The 21,119-nt window shown below is 72.1% G+C and carries 13 protein-coding genes and 2 pseudogenes; 8 read left to right on the top strand and 7 right to left on the bottom strand.

Going from position 1 to position 21,119, the window contains the following annotated elements; all coding sequences use genetic code 11:
* Positions 1-7: 7 nt before the first annotated feature.
* From AC3IX6_RS03210 to AC3IX6_RS03190, 5 genes are all read left to right on the top strand, one after another.
* The gene (locus tag AC3IX6_RS03210) at positions 8-679 is read left to right on the top strand and encodes a DUF4097 family beta strand repeat-containing protein (RefSeq protein ID WP_489368668.1); all 672 of its coding nucleotides are present in this window, start codon (positions 8-10) and stop codon (positions 677-679) included.
* A gap of 371 nt (positions 680-1,050) precedes the next feature.
* Complete coding sequence (locus tag AC3IX6_RS03205) at positions 1,051-3,327, top strand: S9 family peptidase (RefSeq protein WP_489368667.1); 2,277 nt, start codon at positions 1,051-1,053, stop codon at positions 3,325-3,327.
* Positions 3,328-3,485: 158 nt separating this feature from the next.
* Entirely contained in the window at positions 3,486-4,271 is a 786-nt protein-coding gene (locus tag AC3IX6_RS03200; protein WP_489368666.1) for a magnesium and cobalt transport protein CorA, read from the top strand.
* A gap of 47 nt (positions 4,272-4,318) precedes the next feature.
* A complete protein-coding gene (locus AC3IX6_RS03195; protein ID WP_489368665.1) occupies positions 4,319-4,648 on the top strand; it encodes a hypothetical protein in 330 nt (109 codons plus the stop codon).
* A 45-nt stretch (positions 4,649-4,693) separates the two neighbouring features.
* Positions 4,694-4,942: a hypothetical protein gene (locus tag AC3IX6_RS03190; protein ID WP_489368664.1), complete on the top strand. Its 249-nt coding sequence runs from the start codon at positions 4,694-4,696 to the stop codon at positions 4,940-4,942.
* On the opposite strand, the gene AC3IX6_RS03185 is transcribed toward AC3IX6_RS03190, so the two are convergent.
* Positions 4,908-6,470: an MFS transporter gene (locus AC3IX6_RS03185; RefSeq protein ID WP_489368662.1), complete on the bottom strand. Its 1,563-nt coding sequence runs from the start codon at positions 6,468-6,470 to the stop codon at positions 4,908-4,910. The genes AC3IX6_RS03190 and AC3IX6_RS03185 overlap by 35 nt on opposite strands.
* A 115-nt stretch (positions 6,471-6,585) precedes the next feature.
* On the opposite strand from AC3IX6_RS03185, the gene AC3IX6_RS03180 reads away from it, so the two are divergent.
* Positions 6,586-7,494, top strand: coding sequence for a TetR/AcrR family transcriptional regulator C-terminal domain-containing protein (locus tag AC3IX6_RS03180; RefSeq protein ID WP_489368661.1), 909 nt, complete (start codon positions 6,586-6,588; stop codon positions 7,492-7,494).
* Between the two features lie 364 nt (positions 7,495-7,858).
* On the opposite strand, the pseudogene AC3IX6_RS03175 reads toward AC3IX6_RS03180, so the two are convergent.
* Positions 7,859-8,050: pseudogene (locus AC3IX6_RS03175) on the bottom strand (tyrosine-type recombinase/integrase); the annotation flags it as partial.
* An 85-nt stretch (positions 8,051-8,135) separates the two neighbouring features.
* On the opposite strand from AC3IX6_RS03175, the pseudogene AC3IX6_RS03170 reads away from it, so the two are divergent.
* Together AC3IX6_RS03170 and AC3IX6_RS03165 are read left to right on the top strand one after the other, a co-directional pair.
* Positions 8,136-10,775: pseudogene (locus AC3IX6_RS03170) on the top strand (ABC transporter ATP-binding protein); the annotation flags it as partial.
* Entirely contained in the window at positions 10,772-11,809 is a 1,038-nt protein-coding gene (locus AC3IX6_RS03165; RefSeq protein WP_489368660.1) for an aldo/keto reductase, read from the top strand. The pseudogene AC3IX6_RS03170 and the gene AC3IX6_RS03165, both read left to right, overlap by 4 nt.
* A 58-nt stretch (positions 11,810-11,867) precedes the next feature.
* On the opposite strand, the gene AC3IX6_RS03160 is transcribed toward AC3IX6_RS03165, so the two are convergent.
* The 5 genes from AC3IX6_RS03160 to AC3IX6_RS03140 all read right to left on the bottom strand — a co-directional run bounded on the left by AC3IX6_RS03160 (position 11,868) and on the right by AC3IX6_RS03140 (position 21,061).
* Positions 11,868-12,350, bottom strand: a complete 483-nt coding sequence (locus AC3IX6_RS03160; RefSeq protein ID WP_489368659.1) for a hypothetical protein — start codon at positions 12,348-12,350, stop codon at positions 11,868-11,870.
* Between the two features lie 149 nt (positions 12,351-12,499).
* Positions 12,500-13,573 carry a hypothetical protein gene (locus AC3IX6_RS03155; RefSeq protein ID WP_489368658.1) on the bottom strand — a complete coding sequence of 358 codons (1,074 nt, stop codon included), beginning with the start codon at positions 13,571-13,573 and terminating at the stop codon, positions 12,500-12,502.
* 186 nt (positions 13,574-13,759) lie between these two features.
* Positions 13,760-14,122 (bottom strand): hypothetical protein, encoded by a 363-nt coding sequence (locus tag AC3IX6_RS03150; protein WP_489368656.1) that lies wholly within the window; start codon positions 14,120-14,122, stop codon positions 13,760-13,762.
* 10 nt (positions 14,123-14,132) lie between these two features.
* On the bottom strand, positions 14,133-15,785 hold the full coding sequence (locus AC3IX6_RS03145; protein ID WP_489368655.1) for a CATRA conflict system CASPASE/TPR repeat-associated protein: 1,653 nt from the start codon (positions 15,783-15,785) through the stop codon (positions 14,133-14,135).
* A complete protein-coding gene (locus AC3IX6_RS03140; RefSeq protein ID WP_489368653.1) occupies positions 15,782-21,061 on the bottom strand; it encodes a hypothetical protein in 5,280 nt (1,759 codons plus the stop codon). Before AC3IX6_RS03140 ends, AC3IX6_RS03145 begins: the two co-directional genes overlap by 4 nt.
* Between the last annotated feature and the right edge of the window lie 58 nt (positions 21,062-21,119).

Below are 21,119 nucleotides of genomic sequence, written 5' to 3'. Positions count from 1 at the left end.
CAGAACAATGCAGAAGTTCGACACCCCTGCCCCGATCGCCGCCGTCCTCGACATCCCCGCGGGACGCATTCGGTTCATCGCCGCCGACCGCGCCGACACCACCGTCGAGGTCCTGCCCGCGGACGCCTCGAAGGGCCGCGACGCGCAGGCGGCGAAGGAGACCACGGTCGAGTACGGCGACGGCGTCCTGCGGATCGCGGCCCCGGAGGCGAAGAACCAGATCCTCGGCAACTCCGGCTCCGTCGAGGTGACCGTCCACCTGCCCGCCGACTCCCGCATCGAGGCGAAGACGGCCAGCGCCGAGTTCCGCGGCGTCGGACGGCTCGGCGATGTCGCCTTCGAGGGCGCGCAGGGCACGGTCAAGCTCGACGAGACCGCGAGCGCCCGCCTCACCCTCCAGGCCGGCGACGTCGCGGTCGGCCGCCTGGGTGGTCCGGCCCAGATCAGCACCCAGAAGGGCGCCATCCACATCGCGGAGGCCATGACCGGCACGGTCACCCTGAGCACCGAGCACGGCGAGATCTCGGTCGGCGCCGCCCGCGGGGTCTCCGCCTCTCTGGACGCCGGCACCAGCTACGGCCGGATCCACAACTCGCTCAACAACGCCGACGGTGCCGCCTCCGGCCCGAACATCCACGCGACCACCTCCTACGGCGACATCACCGCCCGCAGCCTCTGACCCCCGTAGCTCCGAACGGGCACCCCCTTGGGTGAACATGACGAGCAAGCTCAGCGAAGCTCGCGACGCCGCCTCCGGCCACCGCACTGAACTACCTGGACGATGCAGCAATATCCCTGGCCGAGGTGCTTTTAGGGAGCGACGCAGAGGCTCGTAGCTGCAGGATGAATCCGTCGCGCCCCCTCGCAGTACGCGCTCGGGAAGCGATTCCAGACGCCGACACGGCGCTCACGGAGCCCACCTCACATCAGCCTGGCTCGCGAGACGGCCGACGCCCTCGCTTCAGCCCTCCTCGGCCACATCGCCTCTGCCGTGATGGCGCCACCGTGGCATCACCATGCCCAAACCGACACCGAAGAAGGATAAGAAGAATGAGCACCACTCAGGACTACCAGGCTGCGGAACAGCTGCTGCGCCGGCCCGCCCGCCCCGGCGAGCTCGTCGTCGGCGACAAGGTCCGGCCGCAGTGGATCGACGGAGGGGCCCGCTTCTGGTACGCCGTGAGCAACGGTGTCGGTAAGCGGTTCGTGCTGGTCGACCCGGCGGCCGGAACCCGTGAGCCGGCCTTCGACCACGCCCTGCTCGCCGCCGGGCTGGCCGCCGCCTCCGGGCAGCCGGTCGACCCCGAGTTCCTGCCGGCCTCGGCGATCGAACTGGCTGGGAACACCGTCGAGTTCGATTCCTTCGGCGAGTGGTGGCGCTGCCGCCTGGACGACTACGTGTGCGAGCGGGCCGAGTTCAATCCGCCGGGCAGCCCCCTCGACGTACCGTCACCCGACGGGAAGTTCGCGGTGTCCCGGCGGGGCCACGACCTGTGGGCGCGCTCGCTGTCCGACGGCCGCGAGTGGGCACTGACCGCCGATGGCGCGCCCGGCCACCAGTACGGCACCGTCCCGGAGTGCACGGCGAACAGCACCCTGCTGCGCAAGATCGGCCTGCCGTACCTGCCGCCCGCGGTGGCCTGGTCGCCGGACTCGACGAAGGTGCTGGCGCACCGGACCGACGAGCGCGAGGTCCGGGAGACCCACCTGCTGGAGGCCAGGCCCGTCGACGGTGGCGCCCCGGTGCTGCACACCCAGCGGTTCGCCTACCCCGGGGACGAGCACGTACCGCTGGCCGAACTGGTCGTACTGAACGTCACCGCGGGCACGGTGGTCCGCGCCCAGGCCGAGCCGCTGCTCATGCCGACACTGTCGCCGATCACGATCAAGTGGGCCTGGTGGGCCCCGGACAGCTCGGCGGTGTACTACCTCGGCCGGCCGCGCGACCTGCGCACGCTCACCCTGTACCGGCTGGACGCGGCCACCGGCGAGGTCACCACGGTGCTCAGCGAGACCGGGGCGACCCGTGTCGAGCCCAACCAGTGGGTGTACGAGCCGCCGATCGTGCGGGTGCTCGCCGACGAGGTGCTCTGGTACTCGCAGCGCGACGGCTGGGGACACCTGTACCGGTACGACCTGCGCACCGGCGCGCTGCTTGGACAGGTCACCTCCGGGCAGTGGGCGGTACGGCAGATCCTGCGTGTCGACGAGGCTGAGCGGGTGGTGTACTTCACCGCCTCCGGGCTGGTCGACGGGGACCCGTACCGGCGTACGGTGTGCCGGGCCGGCCTGGACGGCTCCGGCTTCGCCAAGGTCACCCACGACGACCAGGACCACATCGCCGCCCTCCCCGACCACCAGGACTACTTCGTCGACTCCGCGTCCACGGTCGACACCCCGCCGGTGACGACGGTCCGCGACTGGACTGGCCGCGTGCTGGTCGAGCTGGAGCGCGCGGACATCGGCAAGCTCACCGCCACCGGCTGGACGCCGCCGGAACGCTTCTGCGTCAAGGCGGCCGACGGGGTGACTGACATCTGCGGAGTGCTGTACCGGCCGCGGGAGTTCGACCCCGCCCGCTCCTACCCGGTGGTCGACAACGTCTACCCCGGCCCGCAGCTCAACCGGGTCTCCCCGTCCTTCGACCCCGGCGGGTTGGGCCTCGACGCGGAACCCCTCGCGGCACTGGGCTTCGTAGTGGTAGCACTGGACGGACGCGGCACCCCGGGCCGGGACAAGGCCTTCCACGACGCCTCGTACGGCCACCTGGCCGACGCGGGCAACCTGGCCGACCACGTCGCGGCGCTGCGTCAACTGGCCGAGACCCGGCCGTGGATGGACCTGGATCGCGTGGGCGTGTTCGGCCACTCCGGAGGCGGATTCGCCGCGGCCCGCGCGATGCTGGACTTCCCCGAGACGTACAAGGTGGGAGCCGCACTCTCCGGCTCGCACGACGCCCGCCACTTCAACGCCGGCTTCGTGGAGACCTACGACGGCGCGGACAACCCCGAGGCCTGGGGCCGCACTTCCAGCATCGACCTCGCCGACCGCCTGGTGGGCAAGCTGCTCCTGATCCACGGCGACATGGATGACCAGGTCCATCCGGACCAGACCCTCCGCCTGGCCGACCGGCTCATCGCCGCCGGCAAGGACTTCGAGCTGCTCATCGTGCCCGGCGCCGAGCACACGTTCATCGACCACTTGGCCTATGTCCGTACACGCTGCTGGGACTTCCTGGTCCGCGAGCTGCTGGGCACCCAGCCTCCTGCCTACCGCCCCGCTCCCATCGCCATCGGCCCTGAGCTGCTCGCCGAGCTGTTCGCCTGAGCCTGAGCCTGCATCGGCGGCATCGGCCCCGCTTGTGTGACGCAGGTCATGCGATCGGGGCCGATGGGTTCGGGTCTCCGTCACGGTCTTACGTGCAACGAGATTCCAACGCCGCAGGCCCGGCCCCCGGGGGGTGCGGCACATGAGGAAGGCATGCCATGACCGACACGATCAGCGCCTCCGTCACCGCTGTTCCTCGTGCTGAGACGATCGTCTACGTCGACCACGAGAAGGTCACCGCGACCAGCGAGATCGTCGACACCGGCGAGATCATGGTCTTCGCCGGCCCCGGCTTCGCGATCACCGTCCGCCACGGCAGCGCGCCGCCGCTGGAAGACGTGCGCCGCCGGCTCCAGGAGGATCCGCAGCAGCTGGGCTGCGGACCCGCGGCCGTCCTGCACGCCGTGGCGGACATGGTCGTCGACCGCTACGTAGAGGTCGCGGACGCCTTCGCCGGCGACGTCGATTCCCTGGAAGCCGAAGTCTTCTCCCCCGACCGTCCGGTCGATGCCGGGCGGATCTACCAGCTCAAGCGAGAGCTCCTCGAATTCAAGCGCGCCGTGATGCCGCTCGCCGGCGCCCTGCAGCGCCTCAGTGAAGGAGCGGTCCCAGGGATCCCGTCGAACGTCGCCACGTACTTCCGGGACGTGGCCGACCACCACCAGCGGGTCGGCGAACAGATCCTGTCCTTCGATGAACTCGTCTCCGGCATGCTCAGTGCCAGCATCGCCCAGCTGGGCGTCCAGCAGAACGCCGACATGCGCCGCATCAGCGCCCGGGCCGCACTCATCGCCGTCCCCACCATGATCGTCGGCGTCTACGGCATGAACTTCGAGCACATGCCCGAACTCAAGTCCCCGTACGGCTACCCCGCGGTCTGGGCCCTCATGGCGATCGTGTGCACGGTCATCTACCGCGCGCTGCGCCGCAACAAATGGCTCTAGCGACCCCGCCGGTGCAGGACGTAGGGCTCCGGGAGACGCAGCGGAAGATGCTCCACGAGTCCGCCGCACGGCCCGATGAGGTGCTGTGCCTGAACGTCGAGGACCTGTACCCGCAGGACAAGCGCGGGATGATCACCGCCAAGGGCGGGGCGACCGAGTGGATTCACTGGAAGTCCGGCGCCGCCCAGCGGCTGCCACTCCGTGCCCAAGGCCGCCCGCTGTTCCTCACCGACCGCGAGGCCTCGGCCGGTACGCCGACACTCGACGTGTGCCCAGAGGCCGGCCGGGCCCGGCTCTCCCACCGGCGTGCTGAGGAACTCTTCGAGGGGAACACCCGGCTCCTGGCCACCCCCCTCGTCTCGCCCGGGGACGTCTAGCACCTGAACGGCTGGACACTCCACCGGCTCCGCCACAGCGCCCTGATGTACGACGCCGAGGACGGCACCTCCACCCCGATGCTGCTGGCCGGCTCCCGCCACGGCTTCATCCGCTCCCTGGAGCGATACGCCCGCCCGGGCGTCGACGCTGTGGCCCGGCACGTCGCCGAACTCGACTCGCCGCCCACCACAGGTGAGCCCTCGGGAACCGAGCTCGGGGCTACATGCTGCGTGGTGTTCGAATCAGGATTGCTGGCCATCACGACGCGAGGGTCGCGGGCTGCGGGTCGGTAGATGATTCCGCCGTGCGCGTCGTCTTACCTGCGCCCCTCAGCCATGTGAACGAGAAGAGGGCGGCACCGGCCATGACGACGGCCGCGCCTACGGCTGCGAAGCTCATCCCGTGTGTGAAGGCGTCACGCGCGGCCGTCAGCACAGCATCTGCCATCCCGTCCGGCAGTTGGGCCGCGGTGGCCGTCGCGCCGCCCAGTGTTTCGCGGACGGCTTCGGCCTGCGGTACTCCCGGGGGCATTGCTCCGGTCATGTCCCGGGTGTATACCGCTGCCCCGGTGGATCCGAGGAGTGCCATGCCCAGCGCTCCGCCGAGCTCCTGGCCTGACTCCAGCACGGCCGCGGCTGATCCCGCGCGCTCCGGCGGGGCCGCGCCGAGGGCGAGTTCGTTGGCGAGGGTCATGGCGGCGACGAGGCCGCCCGCGTAGAGGGAGACGCCGGCGAGGACGAACCAGAGTTCCGAGTCGGTGCGTACCTGGGTCAGCCAGAGGAACCCGCAGGCGGAGAGGAGGAAGCCGCCGCCCATGACGTACGCACGGTCCATACGCTGTGCGAGCGCGGCCCCGGCCGGAGCCATGACGGCCACCCCGGCAGCCGGTACCAGGCTCCACAGGGCGGCGTTGAACGGGCTCAGGCCGAGGACGGACTGCAGGTACTGGGTGAGGAAGACGGCCATCCCGACCGTGGCGAACATCGCGAGGAGGTTGGCGAACACCGGGCCGCCGAAGGCGCGCCGGCCGAGCAGGCCGAGGTCGATCACCGGATGCGCGAGGTGTTTCTGCCGGCGCACGAAGACGAAACCGAGCACGAGCCCCACACTGACGGCGAGGGCGGGCAGCGGCTCGTACCCGTGCCGGGCCCATTCCTTGATGCCGTAGATGGCCAGGAGCACAGCGCCGAGTGACAGCACCGCGCTCAGCAGGTCGAAGCGCTCACGCTTCACTGACTTGAATTCAGGCACCAGAAACGGCACCAGCACGAGCAGCAGCACCATCGCGGGCAGGTTGATCAGGAAGACCGCGCCCCACCAGAAGTGCTCCAGCAGCAGACCGCTGACCACGGGCCCCAGCGAGATGCCCGTCGTCATGACGGCGGTCCACAGGGTCACCGCCTTTCCGCGCTGCTTCTCGTCGTGGAAGAGGTTGCGGATCAGGGCGAGGGTCGAGGGCATCAAGGCGGCACCGCCGAGTCCCAGCAGCGCGCGTACGGCGATGAGCAGTTCGGCGGTGTGCGCGTACGCGGCGGCGACCGAGGCCGCTCCGAAGAGCACCGCTCCCGCGAGCACCAGCGCGCGCCGACCGATCCGGTCGCCGAGCGCGCCCATCGGGATGAGGAGCCCGGCGAGGACGAAGCCGTACATGTCGAGGATCCACAACTGCTGCGTCGCGCTGGGCTCCAGGTCCTGACTGACGTAGGGAATCGCGAAGTACAGGACCGAGACGTCCATCGAGACGAGCAGCAGGGGCAGCATCAGGACGCCCAGGGCGGTCCATTCCTTGCGCCCCGCGCGGGGGCCGGGTGTGTTCTCCATGAGCGGCAGGGAACTGGGCGCCGGCGTACGCCGCAAACAGGTACCTAGTGCACCCCGCCATCTATCGGCTCTGAGCAGCCGCAATGCCCTGTGAGTGCACTAGTACAGTGCGGTCATGACTGTGGAACCGCCCTACCTCCGCATCGCCGGCGACATCCGTCGGCTCATTGCCTCGGGTGAGCTTGAGCCCGGTGCCCGCATCCCTTCCACCCGGCGCATCACCCAGGAGTGGGGCGTCGCGATGGCGACCGCGACGAAGGCGCTCGCCACACTGAGCCAGGAGGGTCTGGTGCGGGCCGTGCCCGGCGTCGGCACCGTGGTCGCCGAGTCGGGACGAGAACGGCCCTCGGCTCCGCACCACGGGCTTACCCGGGATCGCATCATCCGCGCCGCGATCGCCCTCGTCGACGCCGAAGGGCTCGGCGCGCTCTCCATGCGCCGAGTCGCAACCGAGTTCGGCGTTTCGACCATGGCGCTCTACCGCCACGTCCCGAGCAAGGGCGAGCTCGTACGGCTGATGTCGGAGACGGTGTTCAACGGAGAACCGCCGGGGCCGCGACCGCCCGGCTGGCGTGCGCGACTGGAACGGGAGGCCCGCTGGCTGTGGGCCCTGTACCAGCGCCATCCCTGGCTGGCACGAGCCATGGCTGCCCTCACCCGGCCGATGGCCTCACCCCACGCGATGCGCTACACCGAGCGGGTCCTCGGTGCCCTGACCGGCCTGGGGCTGACACCGACCCAGATCATCCACGTCCACCTCGCCCTCGTCGGGTACGCGCAGGGCGTCGCGGCGGCCGCCGAGCTGGAGTCGCAAGCACGGCAGGACACCGGCATGACACCCGAGGAGTGGATGGCCTCCAACGAACCGCGGATGGAGACGATCCAGAGCGCCGGGTCCTATCCGATCCTGTCCACTCTCTTCGACCGGGAGGGGTTCGACCTCGAACTCGAGACCCTCTTCGAATTCGGGCTCGCACGGATGCTGGACGGAGTCGAATCACTCATCGCGCAGCCCGGAGGCTAGGACCACCGAGCTCGCACCTGGAGTCCGTCAACCTCCACCTCGAAGAACTCAGCCGCAGTGCGAACCCGAGCCGGGTCGCCCCGGACTTGTTCCGCACCCTCGTCACGTCGTCTTTCGAGCAGCGTCCAGGCCTCGATCAGGTCCTCCGGCTCCCGGTCGTGCCGCGCCCGCGTCTCTCTCCCCTCCCCGCGATCACTCGTGCAGTCAAAGGAGGGCCCCGCCAGGAAAGGCGAGGACCTGGGGTGATTCCGCAGCGCTACATGTCCCTTGGGCGCAGCTTTACGAGAACAGGGCCGACCTCGCCGGCCTCGACCAGGACGGGGGGCGTCCTACTCCTCGGCGAAATGCGCGACCCGGACCAGACGCTCTGGCTGCGCGGTGCGGCCTTCTTCTCGTTGTAGATGGCCGTGAGGCGGGTGAGGGCCTTCTCCTGGTTGGAGAATCCGACCTCTTCGGTCTGCTTACCGGCGGCGCTGCGGTAACGGATCGTGTAGGGGTGCGGGCACTTCGACCAGCGGGACTCAAGGTGCTCGCAGTCCTTGAAGAACGTGCCCATTCCATGGGCGAGGGACTTCGTTGCCATGTCTCGCGGACCCCTCCGGCGCCAAGGCTGACCTATTGCTGACGCTGGAGGTTCTTAGGAGAGCCTCCTCCTGTCGGACTCGATCCGCGCCAACATCGCGTACGGGAGCCCGGACGCGACCGACGCGCAGATCCGCGAGGCGGCCCGGCTCGCCCGGGCCGACGAGTTCATCGACCGGCTCCCCGACGGCTACGACACCGCCGTCGGCGAACAGGGGCTGACGCTCTCCGGCGGCCAGCGCCAGCGGGTCGCGCTCGCCCGCGCCCTGCTCATCGACCCCGCCGTGCTCGTCCTGGACGACGCCACCTCGGCCCTGGACGCCCGGGTCGAAGCGGAGATCCACACCGCCCTGGGGGAGGCCGGCCGACGGCGCACCACGCTCATCGTGGCCCACCGGGAGTCGACCCTGGAGCTCGCGGACCGCGTCGCGCTGATGGACGGCGGCCGGATCACCGACATCGGCACGCCGGACGAGCTGCGCGCCCGCTCGGCCCTCTTCCGGTCCCTGCTGTCCACCTCGCCCCGTCCCGGTGACGCCGGTGACGCCGGTGACGCCGATGCCCCCGACACGGCCGACGGGACCGCGCCCGCGCTCGGCGTCCCGGTCGGCGGCATCACCGCGGAGCTGTGGCGACAGCCGGACGGGGAGGGCCCCGTACACCACGAGGGCACCGCGGTCCGCGCCGCGAACGCCCTCGCCGCAGCCGCCGCCTCCGGCCCCGGCCGGGGCGGACCCGGCAGCGGAGTGCTCGGCTCCGCCCCGCCGTCCCCCGAGCTGCTGGCCGCCCTCGCGAAGACCCCGATGCCCGCCGCCGAGCCCGGCGTCCCGCTCGCCCAGGCCGTGGCGGGAGACCCCGCCTTCCGTCTCGGCTCCCTGCTGCGCCCCTTCCGGATCCCGCTGCTCGGCGGGCTCCTGCTGGTCGCCGTGGACGCGCTCGCGCAGATCGCCGTACCCGTACTCGTCCGGCACGGCGTGGACAGCGGGGTCACCGGCCAGGCGAGGGGGGTCCTGCTGGCGGCCGCCGCGGCCGCGGCGGCGGTCGTCGTCGCCAACTGGCTGCTCGGCATCGTCCAGGTCCGCGCCACCGGGCGAACCGGCGAGCGGCTCCTCTACACCCTGCGGGTCAAGACGTACGCCCAGCTGCAGCGACTCGGCCTCGACTACTACGAGCGGGAACCGGCGGGCCGGATCATGACCCGGATGACCACCGACGTGGACGCCGTGTCGAACTTCCTCCAGACGGGCCTCATCACGGCGGTCGTCAGCCTGCTGACGGTCCTCGGGGTCCTGGTGTCCCTGCTGGTCATCGACGCACAGCTCGCGCTGGTCCTGCTGGCCGCACTGCCACCGCTGATCATCGCCACCGCCCTGTTCCGGCACTACTCGGTCCCCGCCTACCTGGAGGCCCGAGAGCAGATCAGCACGGTCAACGCCTACCTCCAGGAGAACGTCGGAGCCCTGCGGATCACCCAGGCCTTCCGCCGGGAACAGCGCAACGCCGAGGACTTCGCGGCCCTCGCCAGGGCGTTCAGCACGTCCCGGCTGCGGGCGCAGCGGTACATGGGCACCTTCTTCCCCTTCGTCGAGTTCCTCGGCACGCTGTCCACGGCCGCCGTCCTCGCCGTCGGAGCCGGCCAGGTCGTCTCCGGCGGGCTGACCGCCGGCACCCTGATCGCGTTCCTGCTCTGCGTCGAGCTGTTCTTCGCCCCGATCCAGCAGCTGTTCCCGGTCTTCGACGGGTACCAGCAGGCGGTCATCGGCATGAACCGGCTGCGCGGTCTGATGCGCACCCCCGTCGCCACGCCCCCGGCGGACGCCCCGCGGCGCGTCGAGGCGCTGCGCGGGGAGATCGAGTTCGACGACGTCTCCTTCCACTACGCGGGCGGATCGGACCGCGACGTCCTGCACGGCATCGGGCTGCGCATCGCCCCGGGCGAGACCGTCGCCCTCGTCGGGACCACCGGCGCCGGCAAGTCGACCGTGATCAAGCTGCTGGCCCGCTTCTACGATCCGGCCTCCGGGGCCGTCCGCGTCGACGGCCACGACCTGCGCGGACTCGACCTGACGGGCTACCGGCGCCGGCTGGGCATCGTCCCGCAGGAGCCGCACCTCTTCGGCGGCAGCGTCCGCGACGCCATCGCCTACGGACGGCCGGAGGCGACCGACGCGGAGGTGGAGGCCGCGGCCCGGGCCGTCGGAGCCCACGAGATGGTGGCCACGCTCGCGCACGGATACCTCACTCGGATCGGGGAACGCGGCCGGGGCCTGTCCTCGGGCCAGCGCCAGCTGCTCGCCCTCGCCAGGGCCGAACTGGTCGACCCCGACATCCTGTTGCTCGACGAGGCGACCGCATCGCTCGACCTCGCCACCGAACGGCGGGTCACCGCCGCCGTCGAGGCCCTCACCCGGCGCCGCACCACCGTGGTGGTGGCACACCGCCTCACCACGGCCGCCCGCGCGGACCGCGTGGTGGTGCTCGACGCCGGGACCGTCGTGGAGACGGGCACGCACAGCCAACTCCTGGCCGCACAGGGGCCGTACCGGCGCCTGTGGGACGCCTACCGGCCGGGCGGCGCGGACGTCCGGCCGCCGGCTCTGCTTCCGGCTCCGGCCGGCAGCCCTGCCGAACAAGCCGACAGCTCTACCGGCCAAGCCGACACCCATACCGATCAACTCGTCAACGGGAGTGCACGATGACCGAATACCGCCTGCTCGGACGCACCGGCGTCAAGGTGAGCCCGCTCGCCCTGGGCGCCATGATGTTCGGGGCCCGCGGCAACACCGACCACGACGACAGCGTCCGCATCATCCACCGGGCCCTCGACTCGGGCATCAACTTCGTCGACACGGCCGACGTGTACTCGGCGGGGGAGTCGGAGACCATCGTCGGGAAGGCGCTCGCCGGAGGCCGGCGGGACAACGTGGTGCTGGCCACCAAGTTCCACGGCAGCCTCGGATCCGACCCCAACGAACAGGGGAACAGCCGCCGCTGGATCATCCGTGAAGTGGAGAACAGCCTGCGCCGGCTCGGCACCGACTGGATCGACCTCTACCAGGTGCACCGGCCCGAGCCCGGGACCGACTTCGACGAGACGCTGGGCGCGCTCAGCGACCTCGTCCACCAGGGCAAGATCCGCTACATCGGAACCTCCACCTTCGAGCCCTCCGCGATCGTCGAGGGCCAGTGGCTCGCCGAACGCCGAGGCCGCGAACGGGTGGTGACCGAGCAGCCTCCGTACTCGCTGCTCGCGCGGGGCATCGAGCGCGAGGTCCTGCCCGTCGCCCAGCAGTACGGGCTGGGCGTGCTCAGCTGGAGCCCGCTCGCCGGCGGCTGGCTGTCCGGCCGCTACCGCAAGGGCGGCGACCAGCCCACCTCCAGCCGGATCGACCGGCAGGCCGAGCGCTTCGACATCGCCGACACCGGGAACGCGGCCAAGCTGGACGCCGCCGAGGCGCTGGCCCAGCTGGCGCAGGAAGCGGGGCTGACCCTGGTGCAGCTCGCCCTGGCCTTCGTCCTGGAGCATCCCGCCGTCACCTCGGCCATCATCGGACCGCGCACCTTCGAGCAGCTGGAGAGCCAGCTGGGCGCCGACCGGGTACGGCTGAGCGCGGACGTGCTCGACCGCATCGACAAGATCGTGCCGCCGGGCACGAACCTGTCCACCCGGGACGCCGGATACGTGCCGCCCGCACTGTCCGACCCGCGGCTGCGCCGCCGCCCGCGCGGCTGACCTGCCGGGCCGCCGTCCCCCTCGGGGGACGGCGACCCGCTGCGGTGCCCCGGCACCGTCAGCCCATGAACTCCTGGTCCCTGTAGCGCACTTCCGCGGTGTTCCAGTCGACGCCGAGGTCGGCCGTGAGCTTCCGGGCGAGGGGGAGGTCCGCCAGTGGAGCGATGAGGATCAGGCGGCCGCCGAGGGTGACGGAGCCCCCACCGAGGCGTTCGCGGGCCTCGGGGTCGGCGAGGAGGGCGTCGTGGAGGCGGGTCGCGCTCACGCCCGCGGCCTGGATCTCCACGGCGTCGGTGTCCGGCGAGCTCCGCGGCAGGCAGCGGAACGTCAGCACCGACTCCTGGTGGTACTGCTTGCGGATGACGTCGGCGACGTGGCGCAGCCCCTCGGGGCCGACCCGGTCGACATCGAACTCGCGCGAGCGCTCGTACGTGGTCTGCTTCAGCTCGCCGGACCAGAAGACTCCGTCCAGCAGGGTCGAGGGGCCGAGCTTCGCCCGACCGCGACCAGGACCCGCACGTACCGTTGCCTCATGTTCCAACTCCCGTTCCGGAAACCTGCTGTGGCGTACCGTTGGCGTACCGGTGGCGGTCGGAGGTCCGTGTCACCTCGGGCCAGGAGAACCCGACCGGTCCCGCACGCGTCGGGAAGACCGGACACGTTCACGTGATCGTCAAGAAGTGCCCGCGGCTAGCGCCAGACGACGGCGCGCCAGCGGACCGGCCAGCTCCTCGAACTGCCCACGTCCCCCGCGACGTTCCCGGCCGCGTTGATCGCGAGCGGCTGGGTCCTGTCGATGCCGGCGGGAAGGGGAAGGGCGGTGACCCGCCCCAGCGGATCCCACGTCACGGCACGCTCGTCGGAGGTGCCGACGCCGGTCCCCGCGTCGTTGATCCCGTTGACGAAGACCCGGCCCGTGCCGGGCAGCACCGCGAGTTCGGTGGTGGCGTTCCCGTCCCACCTCACGGCGTGGTCCTTGACGTTCCCTACGACGACGTCGGCGTTGTTGACGCTCACGGACCGCGCGCCGACCCCCTGCGACGGCAGTGCCTTGAACTTCGTCCCGCGCGGGGCACGGACGGCCTTCCACTCCCCGGCCCCGTCGGTCGCCCGGCCGATCACCGTGCCGCGGTCGTTGATCGCGACCGGCTCGCTGTACGAGCCCCCGAGCGAGCCGAGATCGTGGACCCGGCCCGCGGTGTCCCAGCGTACGGCCCGGGTCTTCTCGCCCGGCACGAACACGTGGCCGGCGATCTCTCCCCGCTCGTTGATCCCGGTGGCCACGCCCCCCTCCGCCTTCGGGGGCAGACGCAGCAAGGTCGCCCGGCCGTCCGGGCTCCAGCGCACCGGGCGCGTGCCGACGGCCGTCGACAGACGCCCCACGGCGACATGGGAGTCGTTGATGTCCTGGGCTTCGCCGTCGACGTAGCCCGGTGGTTCCTGGAGCCGGGTGAGGGCGCCCGCCGCGTCCCATCGGGCGGCATGCCGTACGCCGTCCGGCGCGGCGGTGAAGCCGGCCACGGTGCCGTCCTCGACGACCTTGACCGCCTGCCCGCCCGAACCCGCGGAGACGGCCTGCAGACGGGTGAGCGAGCCGTCGGCTCCCCACCGCACGAGGTAACCCTCTTCGTTCTCGTCCAGCGAGAGCCCCACGACGTCCCCGGCGTCGTTCATCGCCTGGGCCGAACTACTGGAATGGCCTGCCAGGAGCGGCAGTTCGTACATCGAAACGGCGACGCCGGAGGGCGCGGAAGGCGCCACCATCACGGATAACATCGCGGAAACCACCACGGGTAACAAGAAGATCTCCCCTGTCTTCTCGGACTGACACGGCGCCGGACGCACCCGCCCACCCCGTTGATCCCCCGGGCGGCGAGTACGGCACGACCCCCGAGCCCTCCCCCGACCACGAGGCGCGGAAACATGCCCGCAGCCCGTCACGGGGTGGGGTCAGCGGCGGTCCGGCGGGGTCGCGGGCGGGGGCGGGGGTGGCGATGGGGGGTCCGTGGTTTCGTGGAGGATGCGGTCGATCCGTTCGCCGACCTTCGCCGAGGCGCTGTCCGGTCCCTCGATCCGCTGGTCCGCCTGCGGCGGGGCCAGCGTGGCCAGTTCGTCCAGGTGTCGGCCCACCTCCTCCCAACGGCCCGCGAGCCGGGCGCTGTCGAGGTGGTCCAGCACGTCGAGGACCCGGCATTCCCGGTCCGCGTCCAGTACCCAGCGCCGGGCCCGATTCAGCAGGCGCGGGAGATCGCCGGCCACGTCCCGCGCCGGCAGTTCGGGTGCGGCCGGACGCGGCAGTCTGCTGTCGCTCATGCCGCGCAGCCTAGTTGACGCCCCCGCCGGGGCGGGGGAGAAGCGTCGGGTTGCCGGGCGGTGGTGCCGGGCTGCGGCGGCGCAGGGCCAGGGCGGTCCAGACGGCCGACACGAGAGCGGCCGCCGAGGCGACGACGAGGCTTCGGACGGGGCTCGGGCCGGCGTGCGTCGCCCAGCCCGCCACACCTTCCGCGCACCAGGCGAGCCCGGCCGCCAACGCCCCCGCGCTCAGCGGAAGGAACACAGGTACGTCGCGCCGGGAGCCCCGCACCGTGTCACGGACGGTGCTCCCCGCGAGCAGCAGGGCCGCCCCGCCGAGGGTGGCGATCAGGGCGGGCACCACGCGCCCCGGAAGCGGCAGCCGGTACTGAAGGCTCTGGATCGTGGTCAGGACCATGAGGAGCGCGCCGACCAGGGCCGTGTTGCGCAGGGTGGAGCGCGCCTTGCGGCGGGCCTCCCGTTCGTCGGCCAGCCGGAGCTGTTCGGCGACCGCCGTCTGCGCGGCGGCGTTGATGTGGCCGGCCCGTTCCTCGACCGAGCGCAACCAGGCTTCCAGGTCCCCGGCGCGGCGGGCGAGGGCGGCACTCAGGTACAAGTCGTGCTGGACGGGGTGGAGTTCCGCCGCTTCCTCGGAGATCCCGGACGCCGAACCGAGGGGATCGGCCGGCCCCGGGGCGCCGGGCAGCGTCGGCGAAACGGCCAGGTGGAGGTTGTGGGCCACGATCTCCGCGTCCCGGGCGTCCTGGGCTACCCTGGTGCGGACGGTGACCAGGTCCAGGAGGGCGATCCCGGTCCGTACGAGCAGGTCCCGCCCGGCGGCGATCAGCCGGACGTCGCCGGGCGCGTCCAGGAGCCCGCGCAGCTCCCGGATGCCGGTGTCGACCCGGCCGGCGAGGAGTTCGGCCCGTGCGCCGCGCTCGTCGAGGCCGCGCATCAGCTGACGCAGTGAGACCGCGTGCAGCAGGTACCGGGCGAACGGTGTCGGCGCGGCCGTGCCGTCGCTCCAGGTCCACGCGTCCAGCTCCCGCCCGGCAGCGCGCGGCGCGATGACCGCCAGGCAGCGGGAGGGCGCGGCGGCGTCGGATGCCACCGGCTCGGTGAGGTACAGGCCGGTCGTGGTGAGCGCGGTCCTCCAGCGGGTGCGGGCCGACGGCGCGTGCGCGGCGGGGAACTGCGCGGCCACCGAGTCCTGCACCGCCGACAAGCCCGTGCCGCCGGGCGGTGCGGGCAGGTCCGTGAACGCGGTGAGCAGGACCGCGGATCCGATGAGGCGCGGATCGTCCGGGTCGACGACCGTACGCCACTGGGCCCACAGGGCGTTCCAGGATCCGCCGGGCGGCGAGAGGGTGGCGCTCAGCCACATGCGGTCGCGGTGCCGGCGCAGCAGCATCTGGTGGAGTCCCGGCAGGGCGGCGGTGCCCTGCGCCATGCAGATCAGCCCGTCCGAGGAGGGGAGCGCCTCCGGGGGCAGCGCGGGGAGCCTGCCCGGTGACGCGGGCCCGATGGGCTCGCTCGTGCCCCAGCGCCTGACCGCGTCCCCCCAGAGCGCGCGCAGGTGTCCGTATCCGGCCGGAGTGGCCGCTGCGAAGAGGTGACCCACCAGGCACTGGTCGTCCAGGACGGGCGCGGGAGAGGGGGAGGGCGGGGCTGCCGGGGCCGTCATCGGTCCGCCGTTTCGACCCTGTCGAACAGGTCGGCCATGGGTGCGAGTTCGGGTTCGTCGACGAGCAGCTCCGCGAGGTCCGCACGCCAGCGTTCGCCCAGGGCGGTGCCCGGACCCGACCGGAGGTACGTCCAGTCGGGCAGTTCGTTCCGGATCGCCTCGAACCCGTGTGCCCGTGCACGGGCGATCGCCAAGTAGGCGCCGCAGTAGGCCACGAGGGCCAGCTCGTCGGTGACGGAGATCAGGACGAAGAACAGGGCCCACATGATGTCGTCCGGTGCTTTGGCCCGTCCCGCCGTACGGCAGACCTCCGCGAGAGCATCCGGATCGCCGAGTGCCTCGGTCACGGGTGCGAAGAGGGCGAGGCCCGGCCGGTCGATGCTCAGAGACAGGAAGGCGAAGCCGCACGCGAGAGGGAGGTTCTCGTTGTCGGCCTCCGTGATCTCGGGGATGAGGTCCTCCACCACGTTGTGCAGGAAGGTGCGTTCCGTCCGGAGCAGGCGGACCTGCTCCTGCGGGTCGGCTTCGCAGAACCGTGCGATGCGTCCCCGGACGGCTTCCTCGGTGGTGGCGGCCAGGCCGTCCCGGGTTCCCGCCCAGCGGACGGCCCGGAACGTGGAAGGGTCCAAGGGCACGTCGTCGAACGTGTCGGCAGCCTCGGCGGCCTCCTCGAAGGCCGCGTCGAACTCCGGCTCCAGGAGCTCCGGGTGCGCGACGAGGTGCGTGTGGCACGCGCCGAGCGACGGGGTCACCAGCCAGAGGTAGGCGTCCGCGACCTGCCGTGCCGAGGTGCCGTGCCAGTCCGGCAGCGGTTCCCCCGGCTCCGTCCACGCCCGGTCCCAGCCGTCGGGATCCTGCGCGCGGATCGCCCGGCCGGCCTGACGCAGCCAGTAGCGGCGGAAGGGGGTCGTGCCGGGGTCCGCCAGGGCTTCCCGCAGGTACGCGACGACGCCGGCCGGGTCCTCGCCGCCCTGGAATCCGAGGCGTCGGCGCAGCGTGGCGGCCGGCGCCTCGGGGTCCAGGACGCGGGCCCAGAGCCCCGCGGCCTCTTCCGTGCGGCCGGCCTCGGTCAGGCCTTCGATCTGTTTCCGGGTGGCCCGGTGCAGTCTGGCGCTCGCCGCATCGCCCGGCCGGCCCTGGGCGGGTCCGAGGACCCCGATGAGTTCGTCGCGCAGGGAGATCCGGTCGCCGCCTACGGCACTCGAGATCATCGCTTGCAAGGCCTCGGCGAGCGCCTCGCCGTACACATCGGGCGCCGCTTCCCCGTACGGGCGCAGTCGCCGGACCGCGTCGGCGCGCAACCGCTCCGCCTCCCGTGGACTGTCGGCGGCGAGTCCGATCGCCAGATCGAGCTCGGCGGTGCACAACTCGGTGAGGTACCCGTCCGGATCGGTCTCCGCCAGGACGGTCAGGAGCTCGACGGCCCGGTGGTCGTGGGCGGAGATCAGGTCGGTGAGCGAGGGGGCTGCCGGGTCGGGCCTGCGCCGGCCCGGGCGCGGCACGCGGCGCAGGACCCGCCCGAGTGCTCCGGGGGACGGCTCCGGCTCGGTCGGGGTGCCGGGCGTCGCGTCCCTCGCGTCGGTCAGTGCCGTGGCCGCCGCGGCCAGGAGCTGGGCGAGCATCGCCCGATGGGCGTCGGGGTTCGCCCTGTACAGCTCTTCGGCAACCGCCACCGCCCGTTCCGCGCGGGGCACGACCTCGTCCGGCCGCCGGCCGTACGGGCCGGCCCTGAAGTACTGGGTCATCCCCTTCACCCACCGGGTGGAGTGGCGTTCGGGGTCGGCCGCCAGCAGTTCGTCGAGGAGCCCGATCGCCTCGGACATCAGGGCGGACGACTCGTCGAGGCGCCGGCGCGCCGCATCGTCCAAGGATCCCGATTGCGGCAGGTCTCCGCGCATCGCCGCGGCCAGAATGAGCAGTGCGGATGCCAGGATCGGTAGCGATGCGGGCTGTTCGTCCACCACCTCCCGAAGGGTCGCCACGGCGGCGACGGCGTGCGGCAGTGCCTCGCCGTTCCGGTCTTCGAAGCAGTAGGCAATGGCCAGGTTGGACCGGACGCTGCCCAGGAGCAGGGAGTGTGCCCCGGTCTCCTCGTGCAGCCTGCGGGCTTGCTCGAAGGCCTCGCGGGCGACCGCCACGGCCTCCGTCGCCAGATGGGCGCTCACCAGGGCCGCGGCGAGGTTCTGGAGGGACAGGGTCAGCAACCGGCGGTACAGGCCGGGCCACCGGACGTACAGGGTGCGGGCCAGGGACACCGCCCGCCTGCCCACCTCCAGGCCCTCGCGCACCCGTCCCGTGTTGAACAGGATGCCGGCGGAGTTCACCAGCCCCAGGGCGATGGTCTCGGCGAGGAGCCCGTCCTCGTCCTCCCCCGTGTCCCCTGCGCTCCCGGTGTCCCCGGCGAGGGGGTCCGGGTGGGAAAGGGAGAACTCATCGGCGGATCCGAGGATCTCCAGCACGGCCGCCAGGGCTTGCCGGGGCCGACCGAGCGCATGGTTGACGAGGGCTCGCCCGCTCAGGACCTGAACTCGCACACTCCGGTCCTGCGTTCCCTCGGCGAGCTCCCAGGCCCATTCCACGTCCGCCAGTGCTTGCCGGGGGTCGGTGAGGTAGCTGACTTCGGCCCGGTTGATCAGGCAGCGTGCGAGCTCATCGCGTGCGAGACGGCCGTCCTCGCCCCCGATGATCGCCTCGAAGTGTTCCACCGCTTCCCCGAAGGCATCGAGGGCCACGTCCAGATCGCCGGCCTGCACGGCCGCCACGGCCAGCCGGTCCAGGTTCTCGGCCAGGGCGCCGCGCCACAGCAGGTCCTGCTCCTGGAAGGTCCGCCACACGGCCACGCAACGGGTGAGCATGTCCACGGCCCGTGCGGTGTACCCGTGCTCCAGGAGCCGCTTGCCGACCTCGCCCATCACGGAGGCCAACTGCCATTCCTGGCCGTCGTGCGGGGGCAGTTCCTCCAGGCGCTGGACGCCCTGCTCGCCCGCCCTTCCGGCGATCTCCGTCTGGTACTCCCACAGGTACGGCGCGTCGGGGGCCGAACCGCCGGAGCGCAGGATCGCGTTGGACCGGTTCAGCAGCGCGTTCGCGACGGCGATCGCCGCCGGGTCGAACGGTGCCTCCCTGGTCGGTACGAAAGGCGGCCGGAGCGCGTCGAGGACGCTCTGGTGGGAGATCCGGTAGACGGCGGGGCGGGGGCCGCCGTCCCGTCCGCGGAAGACGTCCTGGATCACGTAGCGCCCCAGGGATTCCAGCAGCCGGTCGAGGTCGGCGGTCGTGTACTGCTGCCCTTCCGCGAGCAGCCCCTCCTCGCGGGCCGTGTACGAGGCGACGGCCAGCCACTCCTCCTGCGGGAAGCCGTTGCCGAGCGCCGCACCCAGCACCGTGAGCAGGACCCGCGCGTGGTCGGCGGCGGTTCCGGCCGGCTGGGGCCAGGCGTCCGCGGGCAGCCGGGCGAGGTCGGCCTCCACCGCTTCCGAGACGGTACGGGCCAGACGGCCGCTCCAGCCGGCCGTACGGGTGTCCACGGGATGCTCGGCCAGCTGGTCGGTCAGCAGCCGGGCCAGCAGGAAGGGCGTGTGGTCGGCGCCGGACCCGTCGGCCAGCAGGTGGTCGGCGACGCGGTGCGGGTCCATGGTGCCGTCCGCGATGCCGGTGAGCCTGCGCACGACGTACTCCCGCAGCGCGGTCAGACCGCCTTCGCGGTGGGAGGCGGATCCCAGATCGAGATCGGGCCCGCGGGCACCGCAGAGCCGGTCGACCAGCCCCCTGCTCTCCGCGCCGTCGTCGGCGAGGTCCCGGGTGGCCACGAGGACGACGGCGGACTCGGCGAGCGGGATCACCAGCCGTTCGGCGATGTCGAAGGCCTCCCTCCGGGTGCCGTTGGAGCGGATGTGCACCCCGCGCGCCTCGTCCAGGCCGTCGAAGACGATGACCGGCCTGGAGGTCAGCGTTCCCGCCGTATCGGCCCTTCGTAGTGCGGCGACCAGCTCCTCGGCGTTGCGGTACCGGCCGGTGGCGTCCGCGGCGACCACGTCGGCGCCGATCAGCTGCCGGTCGATCTGCACGGCGAGGTCGTCGGCCGACCCGTTGCGGGCGTGCACGTTCGCGCTCACGACCCGCTCACCCGGATCCTCGTGGTGCAGGGGGCCGCCGTCCGTGAGGATCCGGAGCCGTTCGGCCGGGTCGGACAGGCTCACGATCCGGCCGATGAGGGCCGACTTCCCCGTCCCGGGCGGACCCGTCAGGGTCCACAGGCCCGGATCGGTGGACCGGATCCGCGCGACGACCGCGTCGACCTCTTCGCCGCGCCCGCTGAACAGCACACGGCTGTCGGCCGCACCCGTCCCCGTGCCCCGGGCCGCGTCCCGGAGGTGCTGCACGATCTGCGGGCCCGTTCCGCGCCGGTAGAGGGGATTGGCGAACATGCCCCGCCAGCTCTCCTCCTCCCCTTCGTGCGCCATGCGGGTGCGCAGCGGATTGGCGACGAAGTGCAGGCGTTGTTCCGAATACGGCTCGACCTCCCGGCGCCAGCGGCCGCGCAGGGCCTCGACCACGTCCTGGGCGCTGACCATCGGCAGGTTCGCCGCCCAGGCCAGCCATTTGCCGCCGACGACGGGGCCGGCGCGCAGGACCTCGCTGAGATGGTCGGCCAACAGCCCCTGCGCGGCCTGCTGGTCGGGGCCGCTCGCGGTGAGGATGCCGATCCAGAGGAATCCCGCGGTGTCCGCGGTGCCGTTCATCAGCGTCCGGTTGGCCACGGCATCGGCCGCGGCGATGGTGTCGAGCGCGGTGCCCGACGTACAGCAGTCGATGGCGATCAGCAGCTGCCGTGCCTGCGAGGCGGCGGCCCAGGTGACCAGCCGGTCGGCGACCACCGCGGGAGCCCAACCGCCCGGCGCGTGCGGCGCGTTCTCCACCGGGATGGTGTCGCGGGTGGCCAGCAGCAAGGTGTCCCCGTCGGACATGCCGTGCCCCGCCCACATCACCATCAGGTCGGTCGCGTTCGGTAACGGTCCCTCCGGCGCGTCCGGGTCCCCCCACGCGCCGCGCGCGAACAGCTCCTCGACGTCGGCGTGCGCCGGGTCCTCGATGACGTCCGCGGAGAAGGACACGCCCACCGCGGCAGGCAGTTCGGACATCCCCCGACGCAGCCGGGCGGCGAGCCCCGCGAGGCTTTCCGTCACGTCGGGGCGGTGGGGCAGGCCCCGCTTCGCGTGGTCGTACCTGGCCACTCCCAGGCCGATGAACCGGAGGGCTCCGCTGTCGCTGTCCATGTGTCCCCCTGCCCCGGCGGCCCTGGTCGTGGGCGCACTCGATGCTCGCACGGCGGAT

The organism is Streptomyces sp. GL_141, assembly GCF_057834385.1.
Note: the sequence above shows the minus strand (reverse complement) of the source record. Positions and strands in the feature narration are given on the sequence as shown.

Coding starts and splice junctions, on each gene's coding strand:
- AC3IX6_RS03190 (WP_489368664.1), top strand. CDS start 4,694: ATGTACGACGCCGAGGACGGCACCTCCACCCCGATGCTGCTGGCCGGC.
- AC3IX6_RS03200 (WP_489368666.1), top strand. CDS start 3,486: ATGACCGACACGATCAGCGCCTCCGTCACCGCTGTTCCTCGTGCTGAG.
- AC3IX6_RS03155 (WP_489368658.1), bottom strand. CDS start 13,573: ATGGTGGCGCCTTCCGCGCCCTCCGGCGTCGCCGTTTCGATGTACGAA.
- AC3IX6_RS03185 (WP_489368662.1), bottom strand. CDS start 6,470: ATGGAGAACACACCCGGCCCCCGCGCGGGGCGCAAGGAATGGACCGCC.
- AC3IX6_RS03195 (WP_489368665.1), top strand. CDS start 4,319: ATGCTCCACGAGTCCGCCGCACGGCCCGATGAGGTGCTGTGCCTGAAC.
- AC3IX6_RS03180 (WP_489368661.1), top strand. CDS start 6,586: ATGACTGTGGAACCGCCCTACCTCCGCATCGCCGGCGACATCCGTCGG.
- AC3IX6_RS03165 (WP_489368660.1), top strand. CDS start 10,772: ATGACCGAATACCGCCTGCTCGGACGCACCGGCGTCAAGGTGAGCCCG.
- AC3IX6_RS03145 (WP_489368655.1), bottom strand. CDS start 15,785: ATGACGGCCCCGGCAGCCCCGCCCTCCCCCTCTCCCGCGCCCGTCCTG.
- AC3IX6_RS03150 (WP_489368656.1), bottom strand. CDS start 14,122: ATGAGCGACAGCAGACTGCCGCGTCCGGCCGCACCCGAACTGCCGGCG.
- AC3IX6_RS03210 (WP_489368668.1), top strand. CDS start 8: ATGCAGAAGTTCGACACCCCTGCCCCGATCGCCGCCGTCCTCGACATC.
- AC3IX6_RS03205 (WP_489368667.1), top strand. CDS start 1,051: ATGAGCACCACTCAGGACTACCAGGCTGCGGAACAGCTGCTGCGCCGG.
- AC3IX6_RS03140 (WP_489368653.1), bottom strand. CDS start 21,061: ATGGACAGCGACAGCGGAGCCCTCCGGTTCATCGGCCTGGGAGTGGCC.